The sequence below is a fragment of the Fimbriimonadaceae bacterium genome, assembly GCA_019454125.1.
In the GTDB taxonomy this organism is placed as follows: Bacteria; Armatimonadota; Fimbriimonadia; order Fimbriimonadales; family Fimbriimonadaceae; genus JALHNM01.
In genome coordinates, this window is record CP075365.1 from 1,715,761 (window position 1) to 1,729,557 (window position 13,797).

A 13,797-nucleotide genomic window follows, 5' to 3' on the forward strand; every position below is an offset into this window, starting at 1 on the left:
GCAGTTGGCTGGGCCGTGGATTTAATGTTTAATGTCTCGGCACGCTCCGTGCCGAGGCTATTCTCGACCGTGCGATCCCTTCGACGTGGTAGAGCCTGGCCGAGGACCAGCGCTACTCCTCTCCCCGGGCGCAGAGCCCAGCCCTGACCGGGTTGTCGTGGACGTGCCTCACCTTCTGGTCAAACACCGCCCTTTCCTCGCACCAGGTGCAGGTGATTCGACAGACGACGAAGGCGTAGAGCGGCGTGCCGTACCTCTGGCGGTCGGCGAGAAGGGACGCCGCCCCCAGTTCCTTCAGCCTTGGCCTCGCGAACACGGGCGCGAAGTCAAGTGCGGTAGCGGCCAGGAACGCCACCGGCCGCCTGCGCCCAGTTCGTCCGGTGCCGCTTGCGCAGGGCAGGAGTCTAGCCTCAGCACGGGGCGTGCCGAGGCATGAGAAGTTTGTGTCAAGACATCCTGAGGATGCCACCCGCGGGAAAGGCCGTTTCCAGGTTCGGCGAGGGGGCTCTTTGGGGACGTCCCGGGCTTGTCACGGTTTCGTAACGGTCGCAGGTGGATCATGCGCTTGTCGATGGCGCACTGGCTCCGGAGACGCATCGAGGAATCGCATGAACCTTAACACTTGCTTCCGTTCTCTTCGGGCTGCGATGGCCGTTGCCCTCGCTTGCTCGGCCGGTTCGGCTCTTGCCGTCACCTGGTATTCGCAGCCCTGGACCCCGCCGCGCGCCTCGACCCTTTCGGTCGTCGCCAACATCGGCGGGGTGCCTTTTCCCACCAAGGCTTACGACGACTTCGTCATCGCCGCGCCCCAAATCCTCCGCAAGGTCGAGTTCTGGGGGACGCTGCCCGTCGGTTCCGTGGTCCGCTTCGAGCTCTCGTTCTATCAGAACCTGAACTGCAAGGTCGGCGCCCGGACCTACACGACCGCGATCTATCCGCAGAAGACCCCGGTTGGCATGGACTGCCAGGGGCGCACCGTCTACCACTTCCTCGCCAATACGTCGCCTGTCGTGGTCCCGGCGGGCAAGTGGTACGTCTCGATCGCCGAGGACGACTCGACGAGTTCGATCGTCGGTCTCGCCCAGTTCGGGTGGTCCGGACGCAGGCCGTTGACAGGCTGTCCCGCTTGGCTCGAAAAGCCGGGCCCAGCTTTCGACTACGTGAAGGACGCCTGCGACGGCAACCGGAACGACTTGGCCTTCCTGTTCGGCAACTAAACAGACTTACCTCCCGGGGGGGCTTTCCCCACCCCCTCTTCGTCCGGCCCCCCGAAAGGGGGGCTCTTTTGTTGGGGCAGACCCGCCATGCGGCGTCGTTACTTCAAGAGCCGGGTGAGGGTCTCGGAGACCGCCCGTGCGGTGAAATCGAGCAGGGCGCTGGTGCGGTCGTAGGGCAGCCGGGTGGGGCCGATCACGGCGAGGGTGCCCGCCTCGTCCTCGCCCACGAAGAACGTCTTCCGGATCACGGAGAGGCCGTGCATAGATTCGATCGGGTTCTCGCGCCCGATCGTGACGCCCTCGCCGATCGCGGCCGAGTAAAGGGTCTCCTCGTCCTCCAAGCTATCGAGCAAAGCGGCCATTGACTCCATGTCGCGCTGGAACTCGGGCTGGGCGATCACGTACTGCTGGCCGTCTGCGACCAGCTGGCCCCGCATGATCTCGCGTGCCGTCGTGCGAAGGAGGGCGAAGGCGTTGCGCATCAGGACAGAGAGGACCGGGTCTTCGACCGAGGGCGTCTTCGCCCGCGAGACCGTCCGCAGGCTCGAGCCCTCGACCAACGCCCCGAGCGCCGCGTTCGCTTTGCCGAGATGCTCGAGGGTCGTGCCGGGCGGGCAATCGAGGATGCGGGTCTCGACGTGGCCGTTCTGCAGCACGAAGACGAGCAAGGCGCGGTCCGGGCCGATGGCGGTGACGAGCACGTTCCGCACGGTCACCTCTCCGTTGCGGATCGTGGCCGCGATGCTGAGGAGCCGGGTGAGCCGGCTGAGCGCCTTCGTGGTCTCCCGGAGAAGCTCGTTGAGGGTGTCGTCCTCGGAGGTCGCGTCCCCAATGCGGCGCTGCTCCGACGCTTGGAGCACGACCGGGATCAGCAGGTGGTCGACATAGTAGCGATAGCCCAAGTCGCTGGGGATACGCCCGGCACTGGTGTGAGGCTGCTCAAGATAGCCGAGCTCCGTGATCTCGGCCATCTCGTTGCGCACGGTCGCGCTCCTGACCCCGAGCTCGTACTGGCGGACGATCTGCTCGCTGCTGACCGGCTCCGCGCCTTCGACGTATTCGACGACGACCGCCCGCAGAACCTGGCGCTTCCGGGGGCTCAGATCGCTCACAGGCTCTATTTTACTTTGGCCCGGGTTTGGTATCGTGCCGCAACCTATGGTCGCATGCGCCATCCTCGCCGCTTTGCTGGGCGCCAGCCCAAAGCCGGTGGTCTGCCTGGACCCAGGGCATCCGAGCGAGGTGGGCCGCGGGGCATCGGGAAAGCGGGTGACTGAGTTGGAAGTCGCCTGGAAGGTGGCGCTAAAGCTGCGACCGCTTCTGGAGAAGGGCGGGTACACGGTGGTGCTTACGAAGAGCAGCCAAGGGCAGAAAATGACGAACAGGCGGCGGGCCCAGATCGCGAACGAAGCGAAGGCCGACCTCATGCTGCGGCTCCATCTCGACGCAGCAAAGGAGTCCGGGCTCGCGACCTTCTACCCGGCCCGGGAAGGGAGGGCGCAGGGCGTCACGGGGCCCTCGAAGGCGGTACGGGAAGCCTCCAAGCGCCTAGCCCCGGTCTTTCACAAGGCAGTCATGGAAAGTCTCAAGGGCAAGCTGAAAGACAGGGGGGTGCGGGACGAAGGGCAAACGACCGTCGGGGGGAAGCAGGGCGCCCTGACCGGCTCGATCTTTAGCAAGGTGCCCGTCTTGCTGGTCGAGATGGCCGTCATCACGAACCCCAATGACGAGAAGTTTGTGGCGACGAACGCCGGGCAGAACGCGCTTGCGGAAGCACTCAAGGCAGGCGTGGACGCGGCGCTCGCAAAAGTGCGGGCAGGTTCGAAAGAACCGGGATCCAGCGGAAGAAAGGGGACGGCCCGTTTCGAGCATCTCGGTACAATCGCGGATGGCGATGACCGGTCAGAGGACGCTTTCGGCGTATCCAACGATTAACGTCTTGGGAGTCCCCATTTCCACCCTGGACATGGATGGGACGCTGGACGCGGTGGAGTCGCTTATCGCGAGCAAGACCGCGCACCAGTTGGTGACCGCTGACGCGGCTGGCTTGGTCCAGGCCCTGGAAGACGCCGAGCTTGCCCGGATCTACCGCTCCTCCGCCATCGCGACCCCGGACAGCCAAGGCGTCGTCTGGGCGATGAAGCGGGCGGGGGCGAACGTCCAGCGGGTGAGCGGCGTCGACTTGCTCGACCGTATTTGCGCGTTGAGCGCGGACAAGGGCTACAGGGTCTTCTTCCTCGGTGCCGAACCGGGTGTGGCCCAATTGGCGGCCGAGCGGCTGATGCTGCGGCACCCCGGTTGCAACGTGGTGGGGACCCATCACGGCTTTTTCCCGGCGGAAGACGACAGCCTCGTCGCCCAAGAGGTCGCCCGGGCGAAGCCGGACGTGCTCTTCGTCGCGATGGGCATCCCGCGCCAGGAGAAGTTCATCGCGAGGACGCTGGGCGCCACGGGCGCCAAGGTCTCGGTCGGAGTCGGCGGCTCTCTGGACGTCTTCAGCGGCCGGGTCAAGCGGGCCCCGCGCCTCATCCAGGCGGTAAAGGCCGAGTGGGTTTGGCGGCTCCTCTTGAACCCGAAGAAGCTGGACAAGGTCCGGCTCTTGCCGCGCTTCGCGCTCGAAGTGCTCAGGTCGTCGCGGTGAGGATTTACACCCGGACGGGCGACAAGGGCGAAACGGGGTTGATCGGCGGGGCGCGCGTCGGCAAAGACGACGTCGTGATCGAAGCCCTGGGCGACCTCGATGAGCTCAACGCCGCGATCGGCATTGTCCGGTCACTTGGCGTCAGTGCCGAGCTCGACCACCTCCTCGCCCGGGTCCAGAGCGCCCTCTTTGACTGCGGGGCAGAGGTCGCCGCCGAACCGGGGAGCCGCTTCGCCAGGCCCGCGCCGGTCCAAGGGCTGACCGCCTCATTGGAAGGCTCGATCGACTCGCAAGAGAACGCCTTAGCCCCGCTTCGCAACTTCCTTCTGCCGGGGGGAGCCGGGCCAGCCGCCCACCTCCACCTTGCCCGGGCCGTGTGCCGTCGGGCCGAGCGCCATTTGGTGGCGTTAAACCGCCATCGGCCGGTCCGGCCAGAACTCATCGCCTTTGTCAACCGTCTTTCTGACTGGATGTTCCTTGCCGCGCGAACCGAAAACGCCCGATTAGGCACGCAAGAGTCCGTGTGGCGGGGAGGGTCGGAATGACCCCCCTTTTCGTGCTTCTGGCCGCTTGCCAGAACGATCCGCCGACGGCCAGCGAGCTCATCAGTCGGATGATCGCCCACTATTACGAAGCCAAGACGATCTCCGGCACGATCGACACCACGATCCAGATCGGGGTGGAGAAGGCCACGATCACGTCCGTGCTGGTCTTGGAGCGCCCGACGAGGCTCTTTATCGGGCAGACCACCTCGGTCGCGCCGAAGGCCAGGTTCCTGTTGACCTCCGACGGCAAAGAGTTCAGCTACAACAGACCCGTCCAGACCTCCCAAGACGTGGTCGGCTCCGGGGCCCGGCTGATCGAGCCGGTGACCGAGGAGACGACGCTCGGCGACATCTATCGCGCAGCCGGCCTGAGCCTGGCCGAGCGCTCTGTCCCGATCGACCTGGCCATCGCCGACGTCCGCGACCTGCGCCTCTTTAAGGAGCAGCTCGTCACGCTCGGCGAACCGGTCGAGGTTCCGGGCACGGAACCCAAGCAATACCGGATCGAAGGGGACTGGCGGCTCACCGCGCTTGAGCCGGTCACCGCCCAGTACCGCATCACGTGCAATGAGAAGGGCGACCTTCTTGAGTACGAACTTGCCCAAGGCGCAGAACAAGCGGGGGCGGTCGTCCGTAGAATCTGGAAGGTGGACTTTAAAGTCGACGAACCGGTCGAGAAGAAGGCGTTCACCGTGGTCCGGTAGGAGGGATCCTACGCCGTTTGTGGTATGAAGGAGGTGGACGTGGAAAAGCCGAAGGGTTGTAAGTCAGATAGCTTCAAGCCTTGCGCTGGCATGCGGTGCCGCATTGTCGGCGTCGATATCCTCGCGTGCGGCGCGTGCCGCCTCATGGAGATGGGCCTGACCCCGGGCACCGAGTTCACCGTCCTTAAGATTGCGCCGCTCGGCGACCCCTTTGAGATCGACTTGCGAGGCGGCCGCGTGTGCCTGCGAAGGCGCGAAGCGGAGTGCCTGACCGTCGAACCGGTGGTATAGCCCTTTGCCCAAGCCGGTCGCCTCTGTACGAAGGGCCGCGGTCGTCGCCCTGGTCGGCAACCCGAATTCCGGCAAGACCAGCGTCTTCAACGCCCTCACGGGCTCCCGCCAAAAGGTCGGCAACTATGCGGGCGTGACGGTCGAGAAGGTGACCGGCCGGTTCGAGGCGGACGGCGTGCCGATCGATCTCCTGGACGTCCCGGGCATGTACAGCATGCGTCCGGTCTCCACCGACGAGACCGTGGCGGCCGACGTCATAGCCGACGACGACAAGATCGAAGCCCTCGTCTGCGTCGTCGACGCCTCCAACCTCGAGCGCAACCTGTTCTTCTTCAGCCAGCTTCTCGGGGCGGGCCAACCGACCGTCGTGGCTCTAACCATGACCGACGTCCTCGCCCAAGAAGGGGCCGAGATCAACGTGGGCCGGCTTTCCGAGATCCTCGGCGTGGAAGTGGTCCCGGTGGTCTCGCACAAAGGCAAGGGGCTCGCCGAACTCCGTTCTGCGGTCGTCCGGAGCCTGGAGGCGCAGCGCCGTCCAGACGTCGACTTGGGCTTTCCGAACGTGGTCCGCGAACCGGTCTTCCGGCTCCACGAGCGGCTCGCCATGGCCGGCATCGACGCCACCAAGAGCCAGGTGCGTGAAGCCCTGCTGGACGAGAACGCGGCGCTCAACCGCCGTCTGGCGAACCTACCCGAGTTCGTCGAGGCCTTTGTCGAGGCCCGTCGGGAGGCGCTAGGCGCATCGGGCGACGGGCGGACCCTAGACGCCCAGACCCGCTACGCTTGGGCAGGGAGGGTGACCCGCGAAGTCCTGATCACGAGCGTCCAAGCCACCCGCCGCGTCAGCGACCGCATCGACGCCGTCCTCACCCACCGCATCTTCGGGCCGCTTGTCTTTTTCGCCCTGATGTACCTGGTGTTCCAGAGCATTTACACCTTGGCAAAGCCTTTGATGGACTTGATCGAGGCGGGAACGTCGGCTGTCTCTAGCGCGGTCTCCCCGGCCCTGGCCTTCAACCCGATCCTGCAATCGCTGGTCGTCGACGGGGTGCTGACCGGGATCGGGGCGGCGCTCGTCTTCCTTCCCCAGATCTGCATCCTTTTCTTCTTTATCGCGTTGCTGGAAGGCACGGGCTACCTCGCGCGGGCTGCCTTCCTCATGGACCGCATGCTCGGTTGGGCTGGGTTGAACGGGCGGGCGTTCATCCCGCTCCTCTCCTCGTTTGCCTGCGCGGTGCCGGGCATCATGGGGGCGCGGGTGATGCCCGACGAGCGGTCACGGCTGGCCACCGTCCTCGTGGCCCCGTTGATGTCGTGCTCCGCCCGGTTGCCGGTCTACGTGCTCATGATCGGAGCCTTCGTCGAGCCAAAGTTCGGCCCTATCGCGGCGGGTTTGACACTCTTCGGCATGCACTTCCTCGGGCTCTTGATCGCGGTGCCGACGGTGTGGGTGCTGAACCGTTTCGCTTTCCGGGCCCGTCGCATCCCGTTCGTGCTCGAGCTGCCCCGGTACCAGTGGCCGCGTGGCCGCGACGTGCTCCTCACCGTCTCCTCCCGGGCGAAGGTCTTCCTCACCACGGCCGGCACGGTGATCTTGGCGCTCTCTGTCGTCATCTGGGCTCTGACCTATTTCCCAAGGTCGGCCGAGGCGGAGGCCCGCTACGAAGCGGAGTACGCGAACGAAAGCGCGAGCTTCCGCTCAGAGGTCTTGGTCGAGAACTATGTCGCCCAACACCAGATCCGGGATAGCTATCTGGGACAGTTCGGCCGCTTCGTCGAGCCCGTCTTCCGGCCCGCCGGGTTCGATTGGCGCCTTACGACGGCGGTGTTGGCCGCTTTTCCGGCCCGAGAGGTCGTGGTCTCCGCCATGGGGATCATCTTCGACCTAGGCGGGGAAGTGGACGAGACGAGCCGCAGCCTGCCGGAGGCGCTGAGCAAGGCGACATGGCCCGACGGAAGGCCCTTGCTGACCCTTCCCACCGCCATCGCGCTTATGGTCTTCTTCGCGCTCTGCGCCCAGTGCATGGCGACCCTCGCCGCGATCCGGCGGGAGACCAACTCCTGGAAGTGGGCTGCCTTCTCGTTCGGATATATGACGGTGCTGGCATACGTCTTCGCCGTGCTGGTCTACCAGGTGGGAACCCGCATCACAGGATAGCTGCAAGGAGGCCGGGCCGCGGCCCCCTTGCGTATGGCTCCTAGCGACGAAGCTGCAGGCGGAGGCTGTCCACGAGCAACCGGGCGTTACCGGGCTGGTTCGGCACCACGATCCGGGCGTAGACGGACCCTTCGGGGTCGATGTACTTCGCGATGTCCGGGACGGAGACCAGGGTGGTGGTGTCGGTCGTCGGCACGGGCACGGTCGATACGGTGTCCCAGCTCCCATAGGGATAGGAGTTCGAAGACCAGTCGTAGAGCCGCACCGACTCATTGCCACTCGCGCCCGTATAGCGCCGCCGGACGCGGAGCTGCATGCCCGAGTTGGCGGGCACCTTGCGGAAGACCACCTGCAAGTCCAGGTTCGCCCCGTTCGTGGTCGCGGTCAAGACCTGGGCGTCGTCGTTCAAGGTGGAGAAGAAGTCGCCCGTCGCTGATCCGCCGGGCGTGCTGAACTCGATTGCGGGGAAGGCGAGACGCGGCACGACCGGGGGCTGGACGGTCGCCAGCAGGGTCTGGCCGTCCCAGACCTGGACCGGGGCGTTGACCTTCACGTCGTGCCGGTAGTCGACCCAGTCGCGGTCGCGATTGACGAGAAAAGCCTCGACCGCCCCTTGCGTCACGCGAAGGTTGGCGACGCCATTGAAGCCCCGGCCATAGATCCGGGCGATGGAATAGCGGGCGGGCAAGATCGACGAGGTCGAAAGCGAAATGCCGAAGTTCGTGATGTAGCGGACACGGACGCTCTTCGGGGGCGCCGGCGCCCCGAGAATGGCCCGCATGGCAGCCTCAGCGTCGACGAGACCATAGTTCGCATACTCGCCGAACGGAGCCTGGTTGAGGGTCGTGGCCGTGTCCTCGATCGCTTCGCGGACTTGGCGCGCGGTGGCGTTCGGGTTCGCGCTGAAGAGCAGTGTGGCGAGGCCGGCCACGTGGGGGCAGGCACCGCTCGTGCCGCCGAACCAGCCGTAACCGCCGTCGTTGTGGGTCGTCGTGAGGTCCTCGCCCGGGGCGGAGACGTCGACCCAGGTGCCGAAGTTCGAGAACCCAGACTTGTTGACCGACTGGTTCACGGCCGCGACGCTGACGACGTTCTCATAGCCGGCCGGGTATTGAGGGACGGCCGAGGCTTCATTGCCTGCGGCCGCCACCGGGAGCACGCCTCGCGAGACCGCGTAGTCCATGGCGTCCTTTTCTGCGGCGGAGACGCGGTCAGACCAGTAGCTCATGGAGAAGACCCTCGCCCCGTTGTCGGCCGCATAGATGTACGAAGGGATCAAGTAGCTGTCGAAGAGGTATCCGTCTTCGTTCGTGGCCTTGATCATCATGACCCTGCCCAAGGGGGCGACCCCGCTGACCCCGAGGTTGTTGTCCTGCGTGGCCGCGACGATGCCGGAACACGGCGTCCCGTGGCCGTAGTTATCGGCCAGGTTCTTCGTATCGTTGACGAAGTTCCAACCGTGGACGTCGTCGATCTTGCCGTTGCCGTCATCGTCGATCCCGTTGTTGGGGATCTCGCCAGGGTTGGTCCAGAGGTTGTTGGCCAGGTCCGGGTGGGTCTCCAAAATGCCAGTGTCGATCACGGCTACGGTGACGGGAGTGGTGCCGCGGGAGACGTCCCACGCCCGCTCGACCTTCAGCGTGCGAAAGTGCCACTGTTGCTGCCAGAGGGGGTCGTTCGGAGTATAGGCAAGGCGGGCGGCACGGTCGAACTCGACTCGCTTGACCCCGGCCACGCCGAGCATCGTCTGACGGGCCTTGTTGAGATCGCCGGGGAGCTCGACCACGCTCCAACCGATCTGGGGGACATTCGTGACCACGCGACCCGCGACGCGGGCGGCAGCGGCCGAGGCGACAGGGGCGCTCGCCTTGACCAACAGCCGGTGGGGGTGTTGATTTAAAACAGGCTGTTGTGCGAGTGCAGGCAAAAAGCCAAGAGTAAACATGGTCAAGCCTGATGATAACATGGCGTTGGCCCACACGCCCTGGTTTAGGTACCGGAAATCGGCTGTACCTAATCGTTCGAGCGAAGCAGGGCTCCGCCCGCCAAAGCGAGGGCAAGGACGGCATAGGTCGCGTAGAGCGACCGCCTGCAAATCCGGTGTTCGAAGCCGGGGCTGAGCCTCGGCGGCACGAGGTGGAAGTCCGTGACATAGGCGATCCCGGTCACGGCGGCGCTGACCGCCGTTTTCTCCGCCGCGGACGGTTTCCCTCCACGGGCGCGGAACCAGAGCTCGGCCAGGCCCGCCCAACCGAACAGGGCAAAGGCGTTCAGCACCAGCCCAGTTACGAAATACTTGGGCTCCGGCTCATCGACCGTCAGCGCCTCGTCGCCGAAGGCAATGTGGCTGACCGCGTTGATCGGGGCAGCCGCGCTACGGTTCTCGGCCTTGCCGAACGCGAGGAGTGCGACGGTCGTGGCGACCGCGGCGGGCAGGCCCATGAGTGCCGTATTGCGCAGGAACATCTTCTTACCGTACGAAGACGCCGGGAAGGGATCGGCAGGCTAGGCCCGCCGATCGCCGTGGGCAATCGCTACCGCCCCGCCCTTGCCTTCAAGTCACAGAACCATTCTTCGGTCCAGATCGCCCGAGTGGCCATGTTCACGCAGACCGCCTCCAGCACGGCCGGGTCGTAAAGCGCGTTCGGCATGAACATGCGGAAGGCCAACTTGCCGTCGTGCTCGCACCAGGAGCCAAGGCTATGGCAGCGCTTGTACTCGGTCTTCTCGTGCGTGTTCAGGTCGATCACGAGGTGCCCGATGGCGGCCGTGTTCAAGGGCATGGGGACAGTCAGGGTGCAATGGAGCCCGTTGCCCAGTTTTGGATGGGGCTCGTCAGTGCGGACCTCCAAGTGCATGGTGCCCTCGCTGCAACTCCAGTCAAAGTCGGCGGCCAGCCGGCTGTGTTCGTCAGAGTCCAAGTGCCGAGCCTCCCGCTCCATGATCCAGCCTGCCCGCTTCCAGCCTTCGTCCCCGATCCAGCGGCTGGGGCCGTCACCCGAAGGGTGGAAGAAAGAGACCGCCCGGTCGACCATGGGGTCGTGGTCGCTCCGAATGCCCGACTTGGGATGCTCGCTGCAGGCCCGCGTCGCGTGGAACCGCTGGCTCAGCCGCTGCACCATGTCGTAAGCTTCGGTGGCCTGCATCGCGACTGCCGCCGCGAACGTCTTCTTCAGCCAGTCCGAGTCCTCGTCGGTGGCGTAGACGCAACAAAAGAGGCGGATGGTGTCCGCTTTCTCATCGTAGACCGGCCCGCTGAACGTGCAGTGGTCCATTTCATGCTCGAGCGCCTCGGCCAATTGCTGCAGGTGGCCGCGGCCCTTGAGCATGTCTGTCTCCGCGGTGATGCGGTAGACACATTGGGAGTGGCGGAAGACGCCCATGTCCGTGCTTACTCGGGTGGCGAGGTCGCTCGGCCACCAGGTGAAGCCGTCGATCGAATCCGCGACGTATTGGTCATCGACGTGCAGCACGTCGTGGGCCAGCTTCACGAAGCTTTCGCCCAACGATCCCGCGTTCCTCCAGGGCAATCTGTTTACCTCCTCTTCATTATCACGGATTAGGAAGTGTTATAGTTGCGTGCTTCGTCGCTGGCACCCAGCCCTGAGACGAAAAGCAGGTGCCCTAGAGGGGAAGACTCTTGTCGAGCCCCTCCCTTTTCTGCGGCGAGGGGCTCCTGAATTAGTACCGATAGCTCTCGGTCTTGTATGGGCCCTCGACCGGCACGCCGATATACTCCGCCTGCTTGGGAGTGAGTTTGGTGAGTTCGACTCCTAGCTTGCTCAGCTGGAGCCGCGCGACCTTCTCGTCGAGGTGCTTTGGCAGGACGTAGACGCCGGGGGCGTACTCGCCGCGCTTCGTCCAGAGCTCGATCTGGGCCAGAACCTGGTTCGCGAACGAAGACGACATCACGTACGACGGGTGCCCGGTGCCGCAGCCGAGGTTGATCAGCCGGCCCTTGGCGAGCAGGATGATCCGCTTGCCCTCCGGGAAGATGACGTGGTCGACCTGCGGCTTGATCTCGTCCCACTCGTACTTCTCGAGCGAGGCTACGTCGATCTCGTTGTCGAAGTGGCCGATGTTGCAGACGATGGCGTTGTCCTTCATCCGCGCCATGTGGTCGTGGGTGATCACGTGGTAGTTGCCAGTGGCGGTGACGAAGATATCTGCCTTGTCGGCTGCGTACTCCATCGTCACGACCTTGTAGCCTTCCATCGCCGCCTGCAGGGCGCAGATCGGGTCGACCTCGGTGACCCAAACCTGGGCGCTGAGCGCGCGGAGCGCCTGGGCCGAACCCTTGCCGACGTCGCCATAGCCGCAGACCACGGCCACCTTGCCCGCGATCATCACGTCGGTCGCCCGCTTGATCCCGTCTACGAGGCTCTCCCGGCAACCGTAAAGGTTGTCGAATTTTGACTTGGTGACTGAGTCGTTCACGTTGAAGGCGGGGAAGGGGAGGTCGCCCTTCTTCATGAGCTCATAGAGCCGATGGACGCCCGTGGTGGTCTCCTCGCTCACGCCCACGATGTTCGCCTTGATCCGGCTGTAGTAGCCCCCTCCTCGGCTTTCGGGGATGGCTTGTGCCCCGGAAACTGAGGAGGGGGTTGGGGGAGGAGAAATCCGCTTTCGGATGCTCGCGTAGAGGGCCCTCTCCTCTTCACTGGTCGGGTTGTCGAGCACGCTCGGGTCTTGCTCGGCCCGCGAGCCGAGGAGCACGAGGAGCGTCGCGTCGCCCCCGTCGTCGAGGATCATGTTCGGGGTGCCGCCATCGGGCCACTCGAAGATGCGGTGGGTGAACTCCCAGTACTCGTCCAGACTCTCGCCCTTAAACGCGAAGACAGGGATGCCGGCGTCCGCGATCGCGGCGGCGGCGTGGTCCTGCGTGCTGTAGATGTTGCAGCTGGCCCAGCGCACCTCGGCGCCCAACGCCTGCAGGGTCTGGATGAGCACGGCGGTCTGGATCGTCATATGGAGCGACCCGGCGATGCGTGCGCCTTTGAGCGGCTGGCTCGCGGCGAACTCGTTCCGGATCGCCATGAGGCCAGGCATCTCGGTCTCGGCAATGGCGATCTCTTTCCGCCCCCAATCAGCGAGGGCGAGGTCGGCCACGTGGAAATCGGTCTTGATCGGGTTCGTGACGGTGTTCATCGTTTCTGTGTCTCAATTTTCGGTCGGCTTCGGCCAAACCACGCGGCGGGCGGGTCTCCACCCCCAACCCCCTCCTCAGTTTCCAGCGCACGAGCCATCCTTGAAATCCGAGGAGGGGGCTCCGGACCCCTTTGACGAAAAAGGCGCCCGTGAGCGGTTTGCCTCACGAGCGCCGTTCTGCTTTCGGCCCGTCGGGCCGGACGCCGAGCCTGGTCTCATTTCGAGATCGCAGCGCCCCTCGGTGTCCCCAATCAATTATACGGCACAGATTGGCGGGTCCTCTCAAGGACCTGTCTGAGCCTGCCAAGTCATGGCCACTTTTCGAGGAAGCCAACTTTTTGTTGACTCTGCAAGGTACAAGGGAGAAGGCCCGGCAGGGTCTCCAGACTGACCATGTTCAACCAAATACTAGGGCGGGTTCTCGCCATAACCGTGCTCAGCGTCGTAGCAGTTCCTTCCGTGTTGGCCCAGGCGGATTCGCGAGGCTCGATGCTCGTTTACCCCGTGATCTTCGATGAAACCGGCACAGACGGATCTCGAGCAAAAGCGCAGGACGCCTTGACAGAGATCTTCAAGAAGGGCGGATTCAAGGTGGTCGACGACTCCAAGGCCGGTTCCGTTTGGAAGGCCAAGGGCTTCCGTACGCCCACCATCACTCGGCCGCCGACCGTCCAACAGCTCGTCGCCCTTGGTAAGACGGTCGGCGTGCGGTACGTTTGCACGACCTCGGTCACCTTCCACACGCGCTCTATTTGGGTGAACCTTGGCCCCAAGACGATCTCAACGTGTAACATGACGGTGACGATCGTCGATGCGAAGGCTGGCAAAGTAGCCTACGAAGCCGAGGGCGAGGCACGCAGCGACGAGAAGTCTGACAAGCTGAAAGTGGCCGGAGCTCTCTTGCTGACTCCGCTCGTCACCGCGGTGAGCGGTGGGCCAAAGACGCCGCAAGAATCCAGGGCAGCTCAAATCGCAGCCGCCCACGCGCTAGAAAAGTTCGTCGTCGTCCAATAACCAGGATGCGCCCTCCCTCATGGATCCGGGGAGGGCGCGGCACCACACGGGAGGAGCAAGGGCGCCCTCACCGCTTTGC

Annotated in this window: 14 protein-coding genes and 1 riboswitch; of the genes, 8 read left to right on the plus strand and 6 right to left on the minus strand. The window is 64.7% G+C overall.

The annotated features are described in order from the left end of the window. Positions 1–112 precede the first annotated feature (112 nt). Positions 113–355, minus strand: a complete 243-nt coding sequence (locus KF733_08505) for a hypothetical protein (GenBank protein ID QYK55043.1) — start codon at positions 353–355, stop codon at positions 113–115. A gap of 253 nt (positions 356–608) precedes the next feature. On the opposite strand from KF733_08505, the gene KF733_08510 reads away from it, so the two are divergent. Continuing rightward, positions 609–1,217, plus strand: coding sequence for a hypothetical protein (locus tag KF733_08510; protein QYK55044.1), 609 nt, complete (start codon positions 609–611; stop codon positions 1,215–1,217). A gap of 98 nt (positions 1,218–1,315) precedes the next feature. Here the strand turns inward: KF733_08510 and hrcA are convergent, their stop codons facing one another. Then, entirely contained in the window at positions 1,316–2,329 is a 1,014-nt protein-coding gene (hrcA, locus tag KF733_08515; GenBank protein ID QYK55045.1) for a heat-inducible transcription repressor HrcA, read from the minus strand. A 46-nt stretch (positions 2,330–2,375) separates the two neighbouring features. On the opposite strand from hrcA, the gene KF733_08520 reads away from it, so the two are divergent. The 6 genes from KF733_08520 to feoB all read left to right on the plus strand — a co-directional run bounded on the left by KF733_08520 (position 2,376) and on the right by feoB (position 7,556). Further along, a complete protein-coding gene (locus KF733_08520) occupies positions 2,376–3,152 on the plus strand; it encodes an N-acetylmuramoyl-L-alanine amidase (GenBank protein QYK55046.1) in 777 nt (258 codons plus the stop codon). Positions 3,153–3,156: 4 nt separating this feature from the next. Continuing rightward, a complete protein-coding gene (locus KF733_08525) occupies positions 3,157–3,858 on the plus strand; it encodes a WecB/TagA/CpsF family glycosyltransferase (protein ID QYK55047.1) in 702 nt (233 codons plus the stop codon). Beyond that, entirely contained in the window at positions 3,855–4,403 is a 549-nt protein-coding gene (locus tag KF733_08530) for a cob(I)yrinic acid a,c-diamide adenosyltransferase (GenBank protein ID QYK55048.1), read from the plus strand. Before KF733_08525 ends, KF733_08530 begins: the two co-directional genes overlap by 4 nt. Then, entirely contained in the window at positions 4,400–5,107 is a 708-nt protein-coding gene (locus KF733_08535) for a hypothetical protein (protein ID QYK55049.1), read from the plus strand. Before KF733_08530 ends, KF733_08535 begins: the two co-directional genes overlap by 4 nt. Positions 5,108–5,197: 90 nt before the next feature. Further along, complete coding sequence (locus tag KF733_08540; protein ID QYK55050.1) at positions 5,198–5,398, plus strand: FeoA domain-containing protein; 201 nt, start codon at positions 5,198–5,200, stop codon at positions 5,396–5,398. A gap of 4 nt (positions 5,399–5,402) precedes the next feature. After that, on the plus strand, positions 5,403–7,556 hold the full coding sequence (feoB, locus tag KF733_08545; protein QYK55051.1) for a ferrous iron transport protein B: 2,154 nt from the start codon (positions 5,403–5,405) through the stop codon (positions 7,554–7,556). Positions 7,557–7,596: 40 nt separating this feature from the next. On the opposite strand, the gene KF733_08550 is transcribed toward feoB, so the two are convergent. From KF733_08550 to ahcY, 4 genes are all read right to left on the minus strand, one after another. After that, entirely contained in the window at positions 7,597–9,432 is a 1,836-nt protein-coding gene (locus tag KF733_08550; GenBank protein ID QYK55052.1) for a S8 family serine peptidase, read from the minus strand. Between the two features lie 137 nt (positions 9,433–9,569). Then, positions 9,570–10,022, minus strand: coding sequence for a hypothetical protein (locus KF733_08555; protein ID QYK55053.1), 453 nt, complete (start codon positions 10,020–10,022; stop codon positions 9,570–9,572). A gap of 68 nt (positions 10,023–10,090) precedes the next feature. Further along, complete coding sequence (locus KF733_08560) at positions 10,091–11,062, minus strand: hypothetical protein (protein QYK55054.1); 972 nt, start codon at positions 11,060–11,062, stop codon at positions 10,091–10,093. A gap of 175 nt (positions 11,063–11,237) precedes the next feature. Next, positions 11,238–12,704 carry an adenosylhomocysteinase gene (gene ahcY / locus KF733_08565; GenBank protein QYK55055.1) on the minus strand — a complete coding sequence of 489 codons (1,467 nt, stop codon included), beginning with the start codon at positions 12,702–12,704 and terminating at the stop codon, positions 11,238–11,240. A gap of 160 nt (positions 12,705–12,864) precedes the next feature. Next, positions 12,865–12,950: riboswitch (S-adenosyl-L-homocysteine riboswitch) on the minus strand. Positions 12,951–13,097: 147 nt separating this feature from the next. Here ahcY and KF733_08570 point away from each other — a divergent pair. Then, complete coding sequence (locus tag KF733_08570; protein ID QYK55056.1) at positions 13,098–13,718, plus strand: hypothetical protein; 621 nt, start codon at positions 13,098–13,100, stop codon at positions 13,716–13,718. The last annotated feature ends 79 nt before the right edge of the window (positions 13,719–13,797 follow it).

Bases quoted from the DNA above. Each gene is read 5' to 3' on its own strand.
- KF733_08510 (QYK55044.1), top strand. From the start codon at position 609: ATGAACCTTAACACTTGCTTCCGTTCTCTTCGGGCTGCGATGGCCGTT.
- KF733_08540 (QYK55050.1), top strand. From the start codon at position 5,198: ATGCGGTGCCGCATTGTCGGCGTCGATATCCTCGCGTGCGGCGCGTGC.
- KF733_08555 (QYK55053.1), bottom strand. From the start codon at position 10,022: ATGTTCCTGCGCAATACGGCACTCATGGGCCTGCCCGCCGCGGTCGCC.
- KF733_08520 (QYK55046.1), top strand. From the start codon at position 2,376: ATGGTCGCATGCGCCATCCTCGCCGCTTTGCTGGGCGCCAGCCCAAAG.
- KF733_08570 (QYK55056.1), top strand. From the start codon at position 13,098: ATGTTCAACCAAATACTAGGGCGGGTTCTCGCCATAACCGTGCTCAGC.
- KF733_08535 (QYK55049.1), top strand. From the start codon at position 4,400: ATGACCCCCCTTTTCGTGCTTCTGGCCGCTTGCCAGAACGATCCGCCG.
- ahcY (QYK55055.1), bottom strand. From the start codon at position 12,704: ATGAACACCGTCACGAACCCGATCAAGACCGATTTCCACGTGGCCGAC.